Annotated in this window: 17 protein-coding genes; 11 read left to right on the forward strand and 6 right to left on the reverse strand. The window is 73.9% G+C overall.

Annotated features, from left to right (window positions below; translation table 11 throughout):
* The first annotated feature begins 15 nt into the window (after positions 1-15).
* The 3 genes from clpB to ASG36_RS21960 all read left to right on the forward strand — a co-directional run bounded on the left by clpB (position 16) and on the right by ASG36_RS21960 (position 3991).
* On the forward strand, positions 16-2619 hold the full coding sequence (gene clpB / locus ASG36_RS12180; RefSeq protein WP_055764073.1) for an ATP-dependent chaperone ClpB: 2604 nt from the start codon (positions 16-18) through the stop codon (positions 2617-2619).
* A gap of 120 nt (positions 2620-2739) precedes the next feature.
* Positions 2740-3177 carry a hypothetical protein gene (locus ASG36_RS12185; protein ID WP_157498781.1) on the forward strand — a complete coding sequence of 146 codons (438 nt, stop codon included), beginning with the start codon at positions 2740-2742 and terminating at the stop codon, positions 3175-3177.
* 37 nt (positions 3178-3214) lie between these two features.
* Complete coding sequence (locus ASG36_RS21960) at positions 3215-3991, forward strand: hypothetical protein (protein WP_055764077.1); 777 nt, start codon at positions 3215-3217, stop codon at positions 3989-3991.
* 7 nt (positions 3992-3998) lie between these two features.
* Here ASG36_RS21960 and ASG36_RS12195 read toward each other — a convergent pair whose 3' ends face one another.
* The gene (locus ASG36_RS12195) at positions 3999-4490 is read right to left on the reverse strand and encodes a hypothetical protein (protein ID WP_157498782.1); all 492 of its coding nucleotides are present in this window, start codon (positions 4488-4490) and stop codon (positions 3999-4001) included.
* Positions 4491-4593: 103 nt separating this feature from the next.
* Between ASG36_RS12195 and ASG36_RS12200 the strand changes: the two genes are divergently transcribed.
* Positions 4594-6300, forward strand: a complete 1707-nt coding sequence (locus ASG36_RS12200; protein ID WP_200944451.1) for a molybdopterin-dependent oxidoreductase — start codon at positions 4594-4596, stop codon at positions 6298-6300.
* 150 nt (positions 6301-6450) lie between these two features.
* Positions 6451-7134 carry a fasciclin domain-containing protein gene (locus ASG36_RS12205; protein ID WP_055764081.1) on the forward strand — a complete coding sequence of 228 codons (684 nt, stop codon included), beginning with the start codon at positions 6451-6453 and terminating at the stop codon, positions 7132-7134.
* 69 nt (positions 7135-7203) lie between these two features.
* Here the strand turns inward: ASG36_RS12205 and ASG36_RS12210 are convergent, their stop codons facing one another.
* Positions 7204-7668 carry a TspO/MBR family protein gene (locus ASG36_RS12210; protein ID WP_055764084.1) on the reverse strand — a complete coding sequence of 155 codons (465 nt, stop codon included), beginning with the start codon at positions 7666-7668 and terminating at the stop codon, positions 7204-7206.
* 33 nt (positions 7669-7701) lie between these two features.
* Between ASG36_RS12210 and pyrE the strand changes: the two genes are divergently transcribed.
* Positions 7702-8256, forward strand: coding sequence for an orotate phosphoribosyltransferase (gene pyrE, locus ASG36_RS12215; protein ID WP_055764086.1), 555 nt, complete (start codon positions 7702-7704; stop codon positions 8254-8256).
* Here the strand turns inward: pyrE and ASG36_RS12220 are convergent.
* A complete protein-coding gene (locus ASG36_RS12220) occupies positions 8253-8855 on the reverse strand; it encodes a DedA family protein (protein ID WP_055764087.1) in 603 nt (200 codons plus the stop codon). The genes pyrE and ASG36_RS12220 overlap by 4 nt on opposite strands.
* A gap of 68 nt (positions 8856-8923) precedes the next feature.
* Here ASG36_RS12220 and ASG36_RS12225 point away from each other — a divergent pair, with 68 nt between their 5' ends.
* Both ASG36_RS12225 and ASG36_RS12230 read left to right on the forward strand, forming a co-directional pair.
* Entirely contained in the window at positions 8924-10381 is a 1458-nt protein-coding gene (locus ASG36_RS12225) for an FAD-binding oxidoreductase (RefSeq protein WP_235494916.1), read from the forward strand.
* Between the two features lie 28 nt (positions 10382-10409).
* A complete protein-coding gene (locus tag ASG36_RS12230) occupies positions 10410-11777 on the forward strand; it encodes an FAD-dependent oxidoreductase (protein WP_055764089.1) in 1368 nt (455 codons plus the stop codon).
* Here ASG36_RS12230 and ASG36_RS12235 read toward each other — a convergent pair.
* Complete coding sequence (locus ASG36_RS12235; RefSeq protein ID WP_055764091.1) at positions 11767-12357, reverse strand: hypothetical protein; 591 nt, start codon at positions 12355-12357, stop codon at positions 11767-11769. The two genes, ASG36_RS12230 and ASG36_RS12235, sit on opposite strands and share 11 nt — an antisense overlap.
* A 105-nt stretch (positions 12358-12462) precedes the next feature.
* Here ASG36_RS12235 and fbaA point away from each other — a divergent pair, with 105 nt between their 5' ends.
* From fbaA to ASG36_RS12250, 3 genes are all read left to right on the forward strand, one after another.
* Complete coding sequence (gene fbaA, locus ASG36_RS12240) at positions 12463-13494, forward strand: class II fructose-bisphosphate aldolase (RefSeq protein WP_055764093.1); 1032 nt, start codon at positions 12463-12465, stop codon at positions 13492-13494.
* Positions 13491-13898 carry a DUF3151 domain-containing protein gene (locus ASG36_RS12245; RefSeq protein ID WP_055764095.1) on the forward strand — a complete coding sequence of 136 codons (408 nt, stop codon included), beginning with the start codon at positions 13491-13493 and terminating at the stop codon, positions 13896-13898. Before fbaA ends, ASG36_RS12245 begins: the two co-directional genes overlap by 4 nt.
* Before the next feature lie 149 nt (positions 13899-14047).
* A complete protein-coding gene (locus ASG36_RS12250; protein WP_055764097.1) occupies positions 14048-15046 on the forward strand; it encodes a type IV toxin-antitoxin system AbiEi family antitoxin domain-containing protein in 999 nt (332 codons plus the stop codon).
* A 74-nt stretch (positions 15047-15120) separates the two neighbouring features.
* Here the strand turns inward: ASG36_RS12250 and ASG36_RS12255 are convergent, their stop codons facing one another.
* On the reverse strand, positions 15121-16005 hold the full coding sequence (locus ASG36_RS12255) for an ATP-binding cassette domain-containing protein (protein WP_082523043.1): 885 nt from the start codon (positions 16003-16005) through the stop codon (positions 15121-15123).
* Entirely contained in the window at positions 16002-17063 is a 1062-nt protein-coding gene (locus ASG36_RS12260) for an ABC transporter permease (RefSeq protein WP_200944452.1), read from the reverse strand. Before ASG36_RS12260 ends, ASG36_RS12255 begins: the two co-directional genes overlap by 4 nt.
* Between the last annotated feature and the right edge of the window lies 1 nt (position 17064).

Genomic DNA, 17064 nt, shown 5'->3' on the forward strand with positions numbered 1-17064 from the left:
GACCCCACCCCGACCATGGACAAGCTCACCACCCGTTCGCAGGAGGCCATCGCCGCGGCCCAGCGGCTGGCGGTCGACCGCGGGCAGGCGGCGCTGGAGCCGCTGCACCTGCTGGTCGCCCTGCTGGACCAGCCCGAGGGCATCACCGGTCCGCTGCTGCAGGCCACCGGCGCCATCCCGGGGGAGGTGCGGGCCAAGGCCGAGAGCGCGCTGCGCCGGCTGCCCAGCGTGTCCGGCTCCACGGTCGCCGCGCCGTCGCCGTCCCGGGACCTCCTGCGGGTGGTCAACGCCGCCGGCGAGCAGGCCACGGCCCTGGGTGACGAGTTCGTGTCCACCGAGCACCTGCTGGTCGAGCTGGCCACCGTCGGCGGCGAGGCCGGCGCCGTGCTCACCGGTGCCGGGGCCACCGACGACGCGCTCCTCGCGGCCTTCCGCACCGTGCGGGGCACCCGCAAGGTCACCTCCGCCGACCCCGAGGGCACCTACAAGGCGCTGGAGAAGTACGCCGTCGACCTCACCGAGCGGGCCCGGGAGGGCAAGGTGGACCCGGTCATCGGCCGGGACGCCGAGATCCGCCGGGTCGTGCAGGTGCTCTCCCGCCGGACCAAGAACAACCCGGTCCTCATCGGGGAGCCCGGCGTGGGCAAGACAGCCATCGTCGAGGGCCTGGCCCAGCGGATGGTCGCCGGCGACGTGCCGGAGAGCCTCAAGGGCAAGCGGCTGATGAGCCTGGACCTGTCCGCGATGGTCGCCGGGGCCAAGTTCCGCGGGGAGTTCGAGGAGCGGCTCAAGGCCGTGCTCACCGAGATCACCGAGTCCGACGGCGAGATCGTCACCTTCATCGACGAGCTGCACACCATCGTCGGGGCCGGCGCGAGCGGCGACTCCGCGATGGACGCCGGGAACATGATCAAGCCGATGCTGGCCCGCGGCGAGCTGCGGATGGTCGGCGCCACGACGCTGGACGAGTTCCGCGAGCACATCGAGAAGGACGCCGCGCTGGAGCGGCGCTTCCAGCAGGTCTTCGTCGGTGAACCCACCGTCGAGGACACGATCGGCATCCTGCGGGGGCTCAAGGAGCGCTACGAGGTGCACCACGGTGTGCGGATCACCGACGCCGCGATCGTCTCCGCCGCGACCCTGTCCGACCGGTACGTGACCGCCCGCTTCCTCCCCGACAAGGCCATCGACCTCGTCGACGAGGCGGCCAGCCGGTTGCGGATGGAGATCGACAGCCGCCCGGTCGAGGTCGACGAGGTCGAGCGCGTCGTCCGCCGGCTGGAGATCGAGGAGATGGCGCTGGCGAAGGAGGACGACGAGTCCTCGCAGGCCCGGCTGGTCGCACTGCGCGAGGACCTGGCCGACCGGCGCGAGCTGCTCGACGAGCTCACCGCCCGCTGGCAGCAGGACAAGGGCGCCATCGACCGCATCCGGGAGACCAAGGAGCGGCTGGAGGCGGTCCGTTCCGACGCCGAGCGGGCCGAGCGGGACGGCGACCTGGCGCGGGCCGCCGAGCTGCGCTACGGCCAGCTCCCGGCCCTGGAGAAGGCGTTGGCCGAGGCCTCCGGTGCCACCGGCGAGGCCTCCATGCTCAAGGAGGAGGTCGGCCCCGACGACATCGCCGAGGTCGTGCAGGCCTGGACCGGCATCCCGGCCGGCCGGCTCCTGGAGGGCGAGACCGCCAAGCTGCTGCGGATGGAGGACGTGCTCGCCGGGCGGGTGGTCGGCCAGCCCGACGCCGTGCGGGTCGTCGCCGACGCCGTCCGACGGGCGCGGTCCGGGGTGGCCGACCCCGACCGCCCCACCGGGTCCTTCCTCTTCCTGGGCCCCACCGGCGTGGGCAAGACCGAGCTGGCCAAGGCGCTCGCGGAGTTCCTCTTCGACGACGAGCGGGCCATGGTCCGCATCGACATGAGCGAGTACGCCGAGAAGCACTCGGTGTCCCGGCTCGTGGGGGCGCCTCCCGGGTACGTCGGCTACGAGGCCGGCGGGCAGCTCACCGAGGCGGTGCGTCGTCGTCCGTACACGGTCGTGCTGCTCGACGAGGTGGAGAAGGCCCACCCCGACGTCTTCGACGTGCTGCTGCAGGTGCTCGACGACGGCCGGCTGACCGACGGCCAGGGCCGAACCGTGGACTTCCGGAACACGATCCTGGTGCTGACCTCCAACCTCGGCTCCCAGGTGATCGCCGACCAGTCCATCGCCGCGGACGCCAAGCGGCGGGCCGTCGACGAGGTGGTCCGGGCGCACTTCAAGCCCGAGTTCCTCAACCGGCTCGACGACGTGGTCGTCTTCCGGGCGCTGGGCACCGAGGAGCTGACCGGCATCGTCGACATCCAGGTCGGGGTGCTGGCCCGCCGGCTGGCCGCCCGTCGGTTGACCCTGCGGGTCTCCGACGCGGCCAAGGAGTGGCTGGCGATGACCGGGTTCGACCCGGTCTACGGCGCCCGCCCGCTGCGCCGGTTGGTGCAGTCGGCGATCGGGGACCAGCTGGCCCGGGCGCTGCTGTCCGGCGAGGTCCGGGACGGCGACGGCGTGGAGGTCGACGTGGCCTGGGACGCGACCGGCGGGGCCACCGACGCCGGGCTGACCGTGCGGCGGGCCGAGCCGGTCGCCTGACCCCTGTGCGGGCTCCGTCCACAGGCTGTGGACGGAGCCCGCGCGGGGTCGGTCCCGGCTGACACCGTCCCTCCTGCGCGGCCGGGTGGTCCGGTCGCCGGGACGGACGGGGTGGGCGGCATGGGCGTGGTGGGCGGGGTGCGGTCCCGGGTGCGCGGGCTGCAGGCGACGCGGTGGGTCGTGCGGCTGGGGGTGCTGCAGATGGTCCTGGTCGGGCTGCCCCTCCTGGCGCTGTCGACGTTCGCCCTCGCGGAGCCGGCCGGGGTGGCCGGGCCGGTGCTCGGCGGTGTGGTCGGCCTGCTGGTCGGGTGGGGCCTGGTGCTCAGGGCGTTCCACGGCCGGCACCGGTGGGCCTGGTGGGTGCTGGTGGTCGTCGAGGTCGCCGGGCTGGCGGTGGCGACGGTGTCCCTCTCCCCGTGGGGAGTGCTCGCCGGGGTGGTCGTCCTCGGGCTGCTGCTGCACCCGGACAGCCGGGAGTGGGTGCGACCGGACGCACCCCGCCCGATCGGGTGGCCGGTCGGCACGTCGGCGCCCACCGGCGGACCGGACAGGACATGATCCCCGCGCCAGTGCAGTCGTCAGCGAGGAGCAGTCAGTGTCCGGACCGCAGGGGTACGGCCAGCAGGGGCAGCCCGGCTGGGGAGAACAGGGCGGGCAGGGCGCAGGCCCCACCCCGCAGGGCGGGTACGGCCAGCAGCCGCAGGGTGGCTGGGGGCAGCAGCCCCAGGGCGGCTACGGCCAGCAGCCGCCGTCGGGCTGGGGTCAGCAGCAGGGACAGCCGCAGTACGGCCAGCCGCCGTACGGGCAGCAGCAGGCGTACGGCCAGCCCGGGTACGGCCAGCAGGGGTACGGCCAGCCGGGCCCCGGTGGGCCGGTCCCGCCGCCGATGTCGCGGCCGAGCACGGTCACGTACGGCATCTACGCCTTCGTGGCCGCGGCCGTCATCGGGCTGATCACCTCGATCATCACGTTCGTCAACCTGGACGCCTACGTCGACCAGGCCTTCGAGGACCTCGGCTACAGCCGGGCCGACTACGAGGCCACGTTCGGCTCGTCGCTGACCGACTCGATCAGCACCACGGGGGTGACCGCGGGCGCGATCGTCACGCTTCTCGGCGTCGCTCTCTACGGGACCATGGCGTACTTCGCCTGGAAGGGCCAGAACTGGGCGCGCATCGTGCTCTGGGTGTTCGGCGGGCTGGGCCTGTTGGGGGTCTTCTCGGTGTTCGGCGCCCCGCTGCTGGTGATCACCCTGCTCGGCGTGCTGCAGTTCCTGCTGCTCGCCGCGGCGGTCGCCCTGCTCGCGCTCAAGCCGTCCAACGACTGGTACCGGGTCCAGGGCCAGCGTCGGAAGGCCGGCCTCCCCGGCTGACCCCCGGTCAGCTGCGCCGGTCGGGCGCGGCGGTCCCCGGGGTGCTCCCCGGCGTCCGACCGCGCCCGACGGCGGAGGCGGTGGTCCCGGCCAGCAGGCTGCTGGCGGCACCGACGCAGAGCACCACGACCAGCAGGGAGAACAGGGTGGCGCCGCCGGCGTCCACCATCGACAGCAGCGTCAGCAGGCCCAGGAACAGCACGGCCAGCAGGCCCAGCCAGCGGGACCACGCCCGGCGGCGCAGCAGGAAGACGGCCGCCACGAGCGCGGCGACCCCGACCAGCAGGTAGCGGACCTGGCCCAGCACGAGGGACCGCATCACGGTCTCCCGGTCCAGGTCGGGCTGGACGGACAGGAACCGGTCGACCACCGTCTCGCGCCCGGCCAGGGTCAACGCCCCGCTGGCCAGGAGCAGCACCGCGAGCAGCAGCAGCAGGCCGACCGCGATCCGCAACGACGGCGGGGCCGGGCTCGGGGACGGGCTGCTCGTGGGGGGCACCGGCCCACCCTGGCACGCAGACCCACAGCCGGTGCTCAGCCCCGTTCCACAGTCGTTACAGGTTCGTGATGAACCGTTGACGCACTCGGCCCGAACCCAGGGCGTGACCCTGACCGAGCAGTCCCCGGCCCCCGCAGCCGGCGCCGACGACGCCCCCACCCGGGGTGCCCGTCGACTGCGTCGGGTGCTCGCCGCCCTCGCCGGCCTCCTGGCCGCCGCCGTCGCGCTGGGCGTCGGGGAGCTGGTCGCCGGTCTCGTGGGCCCCGCCTCCAGCCCGGTCGTCGCCGTCGGCAACGCGGCCATCACGCTCACCCCAGAGTCGCTCAAGAGCTTCGCCATCGAGCAGTTCGGCGAGGACGACAAGATCGTCCTCATCGGCGGCGTGCTGGTCGTCATCGCGCTCTACGCCCTCGCCGTCGGCCTGGTCTCGCTGCGCAGCCGACTGGTCGGCTTCCTGGGCATCGCGCTCTTCGGCGTCATCGGCGTCGTCGCCGCGGTGACCCGCCCGGCCGGTGGCCTGCTCGACGGGCTGCCCTCCCTGGTCGGCGCCCTGGTGGGCGTGGTCGCCCTCGGCGCGCTGGTCTCCCCGCTGCTGGCCTCCGCCCGCAGCTCGGCCCCCGCCCCGGTCGCCCGGGTCGAGGGTGGGGGCTCGACAGCCTCCCGGCAGCACGCCGACGAGGCGATCGTCGACCGGCTGCGCGAGGTGCTCGGCTCCGGTGACCGGAAGGGCTTCGCACTCGACCGCCGCCGCTTCTTCCTCACCTCCGGTGTCGCGGTGGGTGCCGCCGTCGTCACCGGCGGAGGTGGCCGGCTGCTGCAGCGTCGCTTCGACGTCGCCGGCGCCCGGTCCGACCTGAGCCTGCCCAGCCCGTCCTCGGCCGCCCCGGCCCTGCCGGCCGGTGCCGACCTGGCGACCAGCACCCCCGACCTGACCCCGCTGTTCACCGCCAACTCCGACTTCTACCGGGTCGACACGGCCATCACCGTGCCCCAGATCAGCCCCTCGGAGTACTCGCTGACGCTGAGCGGGATGTTCGACAGCCCCCGCAGCTTCACGCTCCAGGAGCTCTTCGACCGCGACGACCTGATCGAGCGGGACATCACGCTGACCTGCGTCTCCAACGAGGTCGGCGGCAAGCTGGCCAGCACCGCCCGCTGGATCGGCGTCCCGCTCGGGGACTTCCTCCGCGAGAACGGCGTCCAGACCTCCTCCAACCAGCTGGTCTGCCGGTCCTCCGACGGCATGACCATCGGCACCCCGACTGAGTCCGCACTGGACGTCGAGGACGCGATGCTGGCGATCGGCATGAACGGCGAGCCGCTCCTGGTGGACCACGGCTTCCCGGTCCGGATGCTCATCCCCGGTCTCTACGGCTACGTGTCGGCCTGCAAGTGGCTCACCGAGATCCAGGCGACCACCTACGACGCCGTCGACGCCTACTGGACCGAGCGGGACTGGGCCACCGACGCCCCGATCAAGGTCTTCTCCCGGATCGACACCCCGGCTGCCCTCCGCAACATCCCCGCCGGCACGACCCCGGTCGCGGGCGTCGCCTGGGCCCAGGGTCGGGGGATCGCCAAGGTCGAGGTCAAGGTCGACGACGCCGACTGGGTGGAGGCGCAGCTGTCCCCCGAGGTGAACGCCGACCTCTGGCGCCAGTGGGTCCTGCCCGTGGACCTCGCCGCCGGCCAGCACCAGTTCACCGTCCGGGCCACCGACACGACCGGTGAGACGCAGACCGAGGAGCGGGTCGCCCCGTTCCCGAACGGCGCCACCGGACTGCACTCGATCCGGGTGGTCACGACGTGATCACGAACCACCCAACCGTGTTTCCGCTGTCCAGCAGCTGAGCACACCCACAGAGCTCGTCGACGGCCATCCGGCCGGAGGCGCCCCGGCCCGACCGGGACAACCCCCCACCGCGACACGCCGTCGCACGAGTACGAGGAGCACCACCCCATGAAGAGCACCCGTCTCACCCGTGGCGCCCTGATCGCCGCCACCTCCGCCTTCGCGCTCACCATGACCGCCTGTGGCTCCGACGCCGCGGACGAGGCCGGCGACGCCGTCGGTTCGGCCACCTCCGCTGCCTCCTCGGCCGCCGAGAGCGCCACCTCCTCGGAGACCACCGAGGCCGCCTCCACCGAGCCCTTCGGCGAGGCCTGCTCGCTGGTCCCCACCGACGGTGAGGGCTCCTTCGACACGATGAGCGCCCAGCCGGTCGCCACCGCCGCCTCCGGCAACCCGGTGCTCTCGACCCTGGTCCAGGCCGTCACGGCCGCCAACCTGGTCGACACCCTGAACTCCGCCGAGGACATCACCGTGCTGGCCCCGGCCAACCCGGCGTTCGAGGCCGTCCCGTCGGAGAACCTCAACGCCCTGCTGGCCGACGTGCCGCAGCTGACCTCGGTCCTGCAGCACCACGTCATCGGTGGCCGCCTGGCCCCCGACGCGCTGGCCGGCGAGCAGACCACCCTGCTCGGCGACACCGTCACCATCGAGGGCTCCGGCGAGTCGTTCACCATCTCGGCCGACCAGACCCTGCTGGCCTCCGCTGACGCCAACGTCATCTGCGGCAACGTGCAGACCGAGAACGCGACCGTCTACATCATCGACCAGGTCCTCGCGCCCGCCGCTGCCTGATCGAACCCCGCACGACCCGTCAGGGCCGCCGTCCGCACCCCGGACGGCGGCCCTGCCGCGCGTGGTGGGTCAGTTCCGCCGGGCGATGGCCCCGGACAGCACCGTCGCGAACGCCGTCCAGGCCGCGTAGGGCACCAGCGCCGCGGCCGCGGGACGGCTCACCCGGTCGGCCCGCCGCACCAGGTCGACCGTGGAGGCGGTGAGCAGAGCGGACTCCGCGGTGGCCAGCCACGGCCGGTGGGCCCGGAAGAACAGCGGCGTCCAGGCGGTGTTCAGCGCCAGGTTCGCCGCGTAGGCCCGGCCGAAGTCGTGGCGCTGCTGCCCGTCGGCCCGGCTCAGGACCTCGCCACCGGCCCAGGCGATGCCGGTGTAGAGCGCGCTCCAGACGATGCCGAAGGCCTGCGGCGGCGGGTAGAACGCCGGCTTGTCCAGGCGGCGGAACCAGCGACTGTCCGGGTCGGTGGCCAGGCCACCGACGACGGCGGAACCGACGGCGAGGGCGGCCGCGGCCACCCGGTCCGAGGATGAGGTCATGCCCGGATCGTCGTCCCCAGTACGGTCGGACGCATGACCGCGCCCTCCCACCACCCCGACCGTGACCGGCTCCTGGAGCTGATCACCGACCTCGCCGTGGTGCACGGGAAGGTGACGCTGTCCTCCGGCGCCGAGGCCGACTGGTACATCGACCTCCGCCGGCTGACGCTGCACCACGAGGGGGCCCCGCTGGTGGGCCGGGTGATGCGCCAGCTCACCGTCGACCTGTCCTACGACGTCGTCGGCGGGCTGACCCTGGGCGCCGACCCGGTGGCCACGGCGATGCTGCACGCGGCCAGCGACGGTCAGGGCTTCCTGGACGCCTGCGTCGTCCGCAAGCAGGGCAAGGCGCACGGCCTGCAGCGCCGGATCGAGGGCCCCGACGTCGCCGGCCGCACGGTGCTCGTCGTGGAGGACGTCTCCACCACCGGCACCAGCCCGCTGACCGCCGCCGAGGCGCTCACCGAGGCCGGGGCCGAGGTCGTCGGCATCGCCGTGATCGTCGACCGCGGGGCGCGCGCGGCCGTCGAGGCCGCCGGGTACACCTACCTCGCCGCGTTCGACCTCCGCGACCTGGGTCTGGCCTAGGCCGTCGTCCGGCGGGTGCGGAGCACCTCGACCACCACCGGCAGCAGGGACAGCGCCACGACGCCGAGCACGAACAGCTCCACGTGCTCCCGGACGAGGGCGACCTGACCCAGCCAGAAGCCGAGCAGGGTCAGCCCACCGGCCCAGAGCACCCCGCCCAGGGCCGACCAGAGGGCGAAGCGGCGCAGGTCCATCCGGGAGGCGCCGGCCATCACCGTGGCGAAGGTGCGCACCACCGGCACGAAGCGGGCGAGCAGGACGGTGCGTGGGCCGTGCCGGTCGAAGAAGGCCTGGGACCGGTCGACGTGGTCGGCCTTGAACAGGCGGCTGTCCGGACGACGGAACACCGCCGGCCCGGCCTTCCGGCCGATCCACCAGCCCACCAGGTTGCCGGCGATCGCCGCGACCGGGAGCACCAGCAGCAGCACCCACAGCGGGGCGATGCGGCCGGCGGCGGCCAGCAGCCCGGCGGTGAAGAGCAGCGAGTCCCCGGGCAGGAAGAACCCGACCAGCAGCCCGCACTCGGCGAACAGCACCACGGCGATGCCGATCAGCCCGAAGGTGTCGATCAGGTTCGTCGGGTCGAGGAAGCCGGTCACGGGGCGGGACCGTACGGGCGTCGGCTGTGCAGGAGCTGGATGTCGGTGGCCCGTCGTACGGTGGACGCGTGACCGCCATCACCGCGACGACGACGTCGCACACCGCACCCGTGCCCGCCTGGCTCGACGAGCTCGTCGACGCCCTGGGTGCCGGCAGCGTGCTCACCGACCCCGACGTGACCGCCGCCTACGCCCGGGACCAGGCGATGCTGGCCGAGTCCGGCACCCCGGCCGCGGTCGTGCTGCCCCGGACCACCGACGAGGTCTCCGCGGTGATGCGGATCGCCTCGGCGCACGGCGTCCCCGTCGTCCCGCGCGGTGCCGGGTCGGGGCTGGCCGGGGCGGCCAACGCCATCGACGGGGCGATCACCCTGGTGCTCACCCGGATGGACGCGGTCCTCGAGGTGTCCACGGCCGACCGGCTCGCCGTCGTCCAGCCCGGGGTGGTCAACAAGGCGCTGCGCGACGCGGTGGCCACCGACGGGCTGTTCTACCCGCCGGACCCGTCCTCCTACGACTGGTGCACGATCGGCGGCAACCTGGCCAACAACTCCGGCGGCCTGTGCTGTGTCAAGTACGGCGTGACCACCGACTACGTGCTCGGCCTGGAGGTCGTGCTCGCCGACGGCCGGGTGCTGCGCACCGGGCGCCGGACGGTGAAGGGCGTGGCCGGCTACGACCTGGCCCGGCTCTTCGTCGGGTCCGAGGGCACCCTCGGGGTGATCACCGAGGCGACCCTGTCGCTGCGCCCTGCCCCGAAGACCCCGGTCACCCTGGTCGCCAGCTTCACCACCACCGCGCAGACCGGGCAGGTCGTGGAGGCCGTCGTGACCTCGGGCCTGGTGCCGAGCCTGCTCGAGGTGATGGACCGGACCTGCATCCGGGCCGTGGACGACATGCTCAAGGCAGACCTCGACCGGGACGCCCACGCCCTGCTGGTCGCCCAGTCCGACGCCGGCGGGCAGGCCGCGGTCGACGAGATGGAGGCGCTGGCCCAGCTGTGCCGCGACGCCGGCGCCGACCTGGTGCACGTCACCGACGACCCGGCCGAGGGCGACCTGCTGCTCACCGCCCGCCGGATGGCGCTGCCCGCCCTGGAGCGGCTGGGCACCACGCTCATCGACGACGTCGCCGTCCCCCGCTCACGGATCGCGGCGTTCCTGGACGGCTGCGACGCCATCGCCGAGCGGTGTGGTCTGGTCATCGGCGTCGTCGGGCACGCCGGGGACGGCAACATGCACCCCACCGTCGTGTTCGACCCCACCGACGACGACCAGCGCACCCGTGCGTTCAGCGCCTTCGACGACGTGCTCGAGCTCGGGCTGTCGCTGGGCGGCACGATCACCGGCGAGCACGGCGTGGGCAACCTCAAGACCGACTGGCTCGAGCGCGAGATCGGCCCGGTCTCGCTGTCGGTGCACCAGGCGGTCAAGGCCGCGCTGGACCCGCAGGGGCTGCTGAACCCGGGCAAGATGTTCCGCTCGGCGACGGTGTCCGACCTGGCCGGGGCGGCCTCGCTGCGCTGAACCCGGTGGTTCCTGGGACGCTCGGTCCATGACGGGGCGGGCACGACTGCTGGTGATCGGGGGCGACGCGGCGGGCATGTCCGCCGCCGCCCAGGCGCGACGGATCCGGGACGAGGACGAACTGGAGATCGTCGTCCTCGAGCAGGGCGGGGACACCTCGTTCTCCGCCTGCGGCATCCCCTACTGGATCGGTGACCTGGTCGAGGGCCGCGACGCCCTGGTCGCCCGCACCCCCGAAGAGCACCGGTCCAAGGGGCTCACCGTGCACACCGGCACCCGGGCCACCGCGATCGACACCGAGGCCAGGACGGTGGCCACCGCCGACGGTCGCTCGTTCGACTACGACACCCTGCTGATCGCCACCGGCGGCAAGCCCACCCGCCCGCCGATCCCCGGCCTGGACGCCCCGGGGGTGTTCGGCGTGCACCGGCTCGACGACGGCGAGGCCATCCGGGCCGCGATTGACGAGCTGCCCGCCGACGGTCCCCGGCGCGCGGTCGTCATGGGCGGGGGCTACATCGGCCTGGAGATGGCCGAGGTGCTGCAGACCCGCGGCCTGGACGTCACCGTCGTGCTGGCCGACCCGCTGCCGATGGGCCTGCTGGACGCCGACATGGGCGACCTGGTGCTGGCCGCGATGCGCGAGCTGGGGATGACCGTGCACACCGACCAGGCGGTCGAGGAGGTGCTGCTGGACGCCGACGGACGGGCCTGCGGGGTGCGCACCGACGAGGGCTCCTACGACGCCGAGATCGTCGTCCTCGGGCTGGGCATGGGCCCGGAGGCATCGCTGGCCGAGGCCGCGGGCATCGCGATCGGGGTGACGGGCGGGATCGACGTCGACGCCACGATGCGCAGCCGCAGCCACCCCGACGTGTTCGCCGCCGGGGACTGCGTCCAGACGTACCACCAGCTCACCGGTGAGCCCCAGCACGTCGCGCTGGGCACCCACGCCAACAAGCAGGGCCGGGTGGCCGGCTCGGTCATCGCCGGCCGGCCGGCCCGTTTCGGCGGCGTGCTGGGGACGGCGCTGACCAAGGTGGGCGACACCGAGATCGGCCGCACCGGCCTGTGCACCACCCAGGCCGAGCAGGCCGGCTACGCGTTCACCAGCGACGTCGTCGAGGGCACCACCCGGGCCGGCTACTACCCCGGCGCCGAGGGGCTGACGGTCAAGCTGGTCACCGAGGTCGGCTCGGGCCGGATCCTGGGCGGTCAGGTCGTGGGCGGCCCGGGCGCGGGCAAGCGGGTCGACGTCCTGGCCACCGCGATCTGGGCCGGGATGACCGCCGCGGACCTGGCGGCGTCGGACCTGTCCTACGCCCCGCCGTTCTCCCCGACCTACGACGTCGTCGCCGTCGCCGCCCGCAAGGCCAGCGCGGTCGTCAGGGGCTGACCCGCTCCCCCCGCAGGAGCACCCCGGCGCCGACCGCCACGGCGAGCACCCCGCCGGTCGCCAGCCAGAGCTCCCCGGTCGGCCCGGCCCCGTCCACGAGCAGCCGGCCGACAACGACCGCTTGCCCGAGCAGGCCAGCGAGCGCCAGGCCGCTCGCCGTGGCGGCCGCCCGGGCGTGCCGGCCGGTCCACAGCAGCAGCAACGGGACCGGCCACAGCACCAGCAGCAGGACCACGGCCACCACGGCGTCCTGCCCACCCACCTGCAGGGCGTCGAGCGCCAGCGGCGCCGGGGGCAGCACGTAGACCACCGTGACCAGCACCCGGCCGGCGACCCCGCGGGGCAGGGCGGCCAGCGCGACCCACGCACCCAGCCACGTCCCGGCCACGGCGACCACGACCGTCGCCCACCAGGCGGGGTCCAGTGCGGTCAGGTCGTTGGCGACCAGCTCGGCGGGGACGGTCGCCCACGGCGACCCGCGGCCGGTGGTCAGCGAACTCACCAGGACCCCGGCGAGCACCAAGACCGCGCCCAGGGCACGCGGCAGCCCCCGGGCGCCACCGGCATGCACGGGCTCCACGCGGACGATCCTGCCCGGTCCCGCGCTCGCCCGCTGTCGTCGTCCCCCCGGTGGAGCGGGATACTGACCGTGAGCAGGACCCCCTCATCTGATCGGAGCGTCACCGTGCCCATCGCGACCCCCGAGGTCTACGCCGACATGATCAGCCGGGCGAAGGAGGGCGGTTTCGCCTACCCGGCCATCAACTGCACGTCCTCGGAGACGGTCAACGCCGCGCTGCGCGGGTTCGCCGACGCCGGCAGCGACGGGATCATCCAGTTCTCCACCGGTGGTGCGGAGTTCATCTCCGGCACCCGGGTCAAGGACATGGTGGTCGGCGCCAGCGCGCTGGCCGAGTACGCCCACGTCGTGGCGAAGCAGTACCCGGTCCAGGTGGCGCTGCACACCGACCACTGCCAGAAGGAGAAGCTGGACTCCTACGTCCGGCCGCTCATCGCGCTGTCCCAGGAGCGGGTGGACCGGGGCGAGAACCCGCTGTTCCAGTCGCACATGTGGGACGGCTCGGCCATCGACCTGGACGAGAACCTGTCCATCGCCGAGGAGCTGATCGCCAAGACCTCCGCGGCGAAGATCGTGCTGGAGCTCGAGATCGGCGTCGTCGGCGGCGAGGAGGACGGCGTCAGCCACGACATCAACGACAAGCTCTACACCGCCCCCGGCGACTTCATCCAGACCGCGAAGACCCTCGGCCTCGGCGAGAAGGGCGTCTACCTGCTCGCCGCGACCTTCGGCAACGTGCACGGGGTCTACAAGCCGGGCAACGTGAAGCTGCGCCCCGAGGTCCTCAAGGAGGGCCAGGAGGTCGTCGTCGCCGAGCTCGGCCTCGAGGCCGGCAGCAAGCCGTTCAACCTGGTCTTCCACGGCGGGTCGGGCTCCTCGCAGGAGGAGATCCGCGAGGCGCTGTCCTACGGCGTCGTGAAGATGAACGTCGACACCGACACCCAGTACGCCTTCACCCGCCCCATCGCCGGGCACATGCTCAGCAACTACGACGGCGTGCTGAAGATCGACGGCGAGGTCGGCAACAAGAAGGTCTACGACCCGCGCACCTACATGAAGGCCGCCGAGATCGGCATGGCCGAGCGCGTGCAGACCGCGTGTGAGGACCTGCTGTCGGCGGGCAGGGCCCAGTCGTGACCCACTCCCACCACAACCTGCTCGGCGAGCCCCCGGCCACCCGCCTGCCCGCGGAGCCCGAGGCCGACGACGCGCTGGCCGACGGCACCGACCCGGCCGTCGTCGCCTCTGCACACCCGACCGTCAGCGCCGCCTGGGCCGCACTGGCCGAGAACGCGCTGCAGGGAGGCCGCACCATCGAGGCCTACGCCTACGCCCGCACCGGCTACCACCGCGGCCTGGACGCGCTGCGCCGCAACGGCTGGAAGGGCTTCGGCCCGGTCCCGTGGAGCCACGAGCCCAACCAGGGCTTCCTGCGCTGCGTGACCGAGCTGGCCAAGGCCAGCGAGGCGATCGGGGAGACCGCAGAGACGCAGCGCCTCACCGAGCTCCTGCGCGACTGCGACCCCAGCCTCGCCGCCTGACCCGCTCCCGCTCCACCCCAGCCGGTCACCTGGCAGGGATCCGGTCACCGCACACGCCGACCGGATCCCTGCACGGTGATCGGCTGTTCGTTGTCCACAGATCTTGCCAACGTCGCCCGCGGGAGCCTCCGGGTCGGCACGGTGGACGGGTGCACTCCTTCCTGCGGCTGGCGGCCGAGCGACAGCACGGCGTCGTCTGCACCCGGGACCTCGTCCGCGCGGGCATCGGGCCCCAGGAGGTGCGCCGCCTGGTCGACGCCGGCGCATGGGTGCGGCTACGGCGAGGTGCGTTCGTCGCTACCGACGTCCTGGCCGCGGCCGATGCCGAAGGCCGGCGCCCGGTGCTGGAGGCCTCCGCCGTGGTGCTGACCCTGGCCCGCCCGTCAGCGGTGCTGAGCGGGCTGTCCGCCGCGCGGGTGTGGGGCCTGCCCACTTCGCGCCGGCTGCGCGGGACGGTCACTCTGACCGACCCGACGCAGCACCGGCGCGGCCGGGGCTACGAGGTCACCCACGCGCCGCTGCCACCCGGCTCCACCACCACCCGGCTGGGACTGCCCGTCACCACGCTCGCCCGCACCGTCGTCGACTGCGCCCGGGAGTGGACGCTGGAGGAGGCGCTGATCCTCACCGACGCCGCACGCTGGGGTGGGCGGTTGAGCGAGGCGGAGCTGGCGGAGGCCCTGGTCGAGGCCGCCGGCCAGCGGGGCGTGGCCGCCGCCCGCCGGGTGGCAGACCTCAGCTGCGACGGAGCGGACTCCCCGTTGGAGACCCGGACCAGGCTCCGGCTGGTGGAGGCGTCGATCGAGATCCCACAGCTGCAGGTGGTCGTCGTCGCTGGGCCCGTCACGTGGGAGGCCGACGGGCTCTGGCGGCGGCAGCGTGTGCTGATGGCCTGCGACGGGCGGGTGAAGTACCGGGATCCGTGGGGTGGCCGGACCACCGAGCAGGCGCACTGGGCGGAGAAGCGGCAGCGGGAGGCGCTCATCGCGGCCGGCCTGAGGTTCTGGACGGTCGTGGACGCCGACCTGGACGACCAGGGGTGGCCGCGAGCTCTCGACCGGCTGGTGCGTCTCCTGGCCCAGGTCCCGCCCGGGCCACCGCTCTTCCGGGTGCTGGACGGGCGCCGTCGTCGTCCGCGCGCAGGGTGATCCGGTCACCCTGCAGGGATCCGGTCAGCGTGTCCGGTGACCGGATCCCTGCCAGATGACCGGACAGGGGCGGGTCAGCGGAGGTCGGGGTGGGCGGCGCGGAGGACGGTGACCAGCGCCGTGAGGTCGTCACCGCCGGCGACCAGGCGGGTGAGGTCGTCGACGTCGACGTCGTCGCGGGTGAGGTTGCCGGCCACGGCGCCGCCGGCGAGCAGCAGGAAGCGGTCGCCGACGATGTGCGCGTACTGCGTGTTGTGGGTGACCAGGACGACGGCCAGGCCCTGGTCGCGGGCGGCGCTGACCGACTGGAGCACCAGCGCGTGCTGGCTGACCGTCAGGGGCGCGGAGGACTCGTCGACCACCAGCACGCGGGCGCCGAAGTGCAGGGCGCGGGCGATGGCCAGGCTGTGCCGCTCGCCGGCCTGCAGCGCGCTGGCCGGGCGGTCGGGGTCGATGTCGGTGACCCCGACCCGGGCCATCGCCCGCACCGTGGTCTCCCGGGCGCCCTCGCGGTCCAGTCGGCGCAGCGGCCAGACCCCGCGGGTGGGCTCGCAGCCGAGGAAGAAGTTGCGCCACACGCTCATCAGCGGGGCGACGGCGAGGTCCTGCCAGACGGTGGCGATGCCGCGCGCGCGGGCCTGCTTGGGGGACCGGAAGCGGACCGCGGTGCCGTCGAGGAGCAGTTCGCCCTCGTCGTGCCGGCGCACCCCGGACAGCACCTGCACCAGCGTCGACTTCCCGGCGCCGTTCTCGCCCAGCACGCAGGTGACCTCACCGGCGCGCAGTCGGGCCGAGACCCGGGCCAGCGCGGGCACGTTGCCGTACCGGACGCTGAGCCCCTTGAGCTCCAGCACCGGGGTGCCCGCGGGGGGAGCGGTGGGGTCACCGGCGACGGCGTCACCCGACGGGTCGCCGGGGAAGGTCTCCTCGAAGGGGAGCGGCGGCTGGGTGCCGGTCACGACCGTGGCACCGCCAGCAGCCGACGCCGGACGACGCCGTTGGCCAGCAGCGCGAGCAGCAGCAGGACGCCCAGGAAGGCCTGGAACCAGCGCGGGTCCCAGCCGGCCAGCACGATCCCCTCGCGGGCCACGGCGTAGAGCAGTGCCCCGATCGAGGCGCCGACCGCCGACCCGTAGCCCCCGGTGAGCAGGCACCCGCCGATGACGGCGACGACGACGTACTCGATCTCCGCCCCCAGCACCGGGTCGACCTGCACCCCGCTCAGGCGGACGAGGCCCAGGGTGCCGATCAGCCAGCCGGCGGCGGCGGTGCCCAGGAAGAGGGTGACCGTGGTCCGGGTGACCGGGACGCCGAGCTCCCGGGCCGGTCGGGGGGCGCCGCCGGACCCGAGCACCGCGTTGCCGAACCGGGTGCGCCAGAGCACCCAGCTGGCCAGCAGCGTCACGCCCAGCCACCACAGCAGCGAGACCCGGAAGCGGCCGTCGCCCAGCTGCACGGTCAGGCCGAAGACCGCCCGCACCGACTCCCAGCCGGGGGCGGCCGACAGCCCGCTGATCTGCCCGGAGCCGGCGACGGCCTCGGTGACGGCGATCGAGGTGCCCTGCAGCACCAGGAACGTGGCCAGGGTGACCAGGAAGCTGGGCAGCCCGGTGCTGACCACGAGCAGGCCGTTGACCAGCCCGGTGAGCAGCGCGGCGGCCAGCGAGACCCCCAGCGCCGGCCACAGCCCCCAGCCCGCCTGGCTGACCAGGAGCGCGGTGACCAGGCTGCTGCCGGTGGCGACGACCCCGACGGAGAGGTCGAACTGACCGGCGATGAGCAGCATCGCCACGGCGACCCCGCCGATGCCGAGCAGGGCTGCCACGTCGAGCACGGTGGCGATGCCGCCGGTGGTCAGCAGCTGGGGCGCCTGCAGGGCGAAGAAGACGACGACGGCGATCGTGGCGACCAGGGCCGCCAGGCTGGGTCGGGCCAGGGCGCGGTCGATCAGACGTCGCCCGGGGGACCGCGGCGGGGGCGCCGGCCGGGCGGTGAACGGCAGCTGGGCGGTGCTCACG

The organism is Geodermatophilus sp. Leaf369 (assembly GCF_001424455.1).
In the GTDB taxonomy this organism is placed as follows: Bacteria; Actinomycetota; Actinomycetes; order Mycobacteriales; family Geodermatophilaceae; genus Klenkia.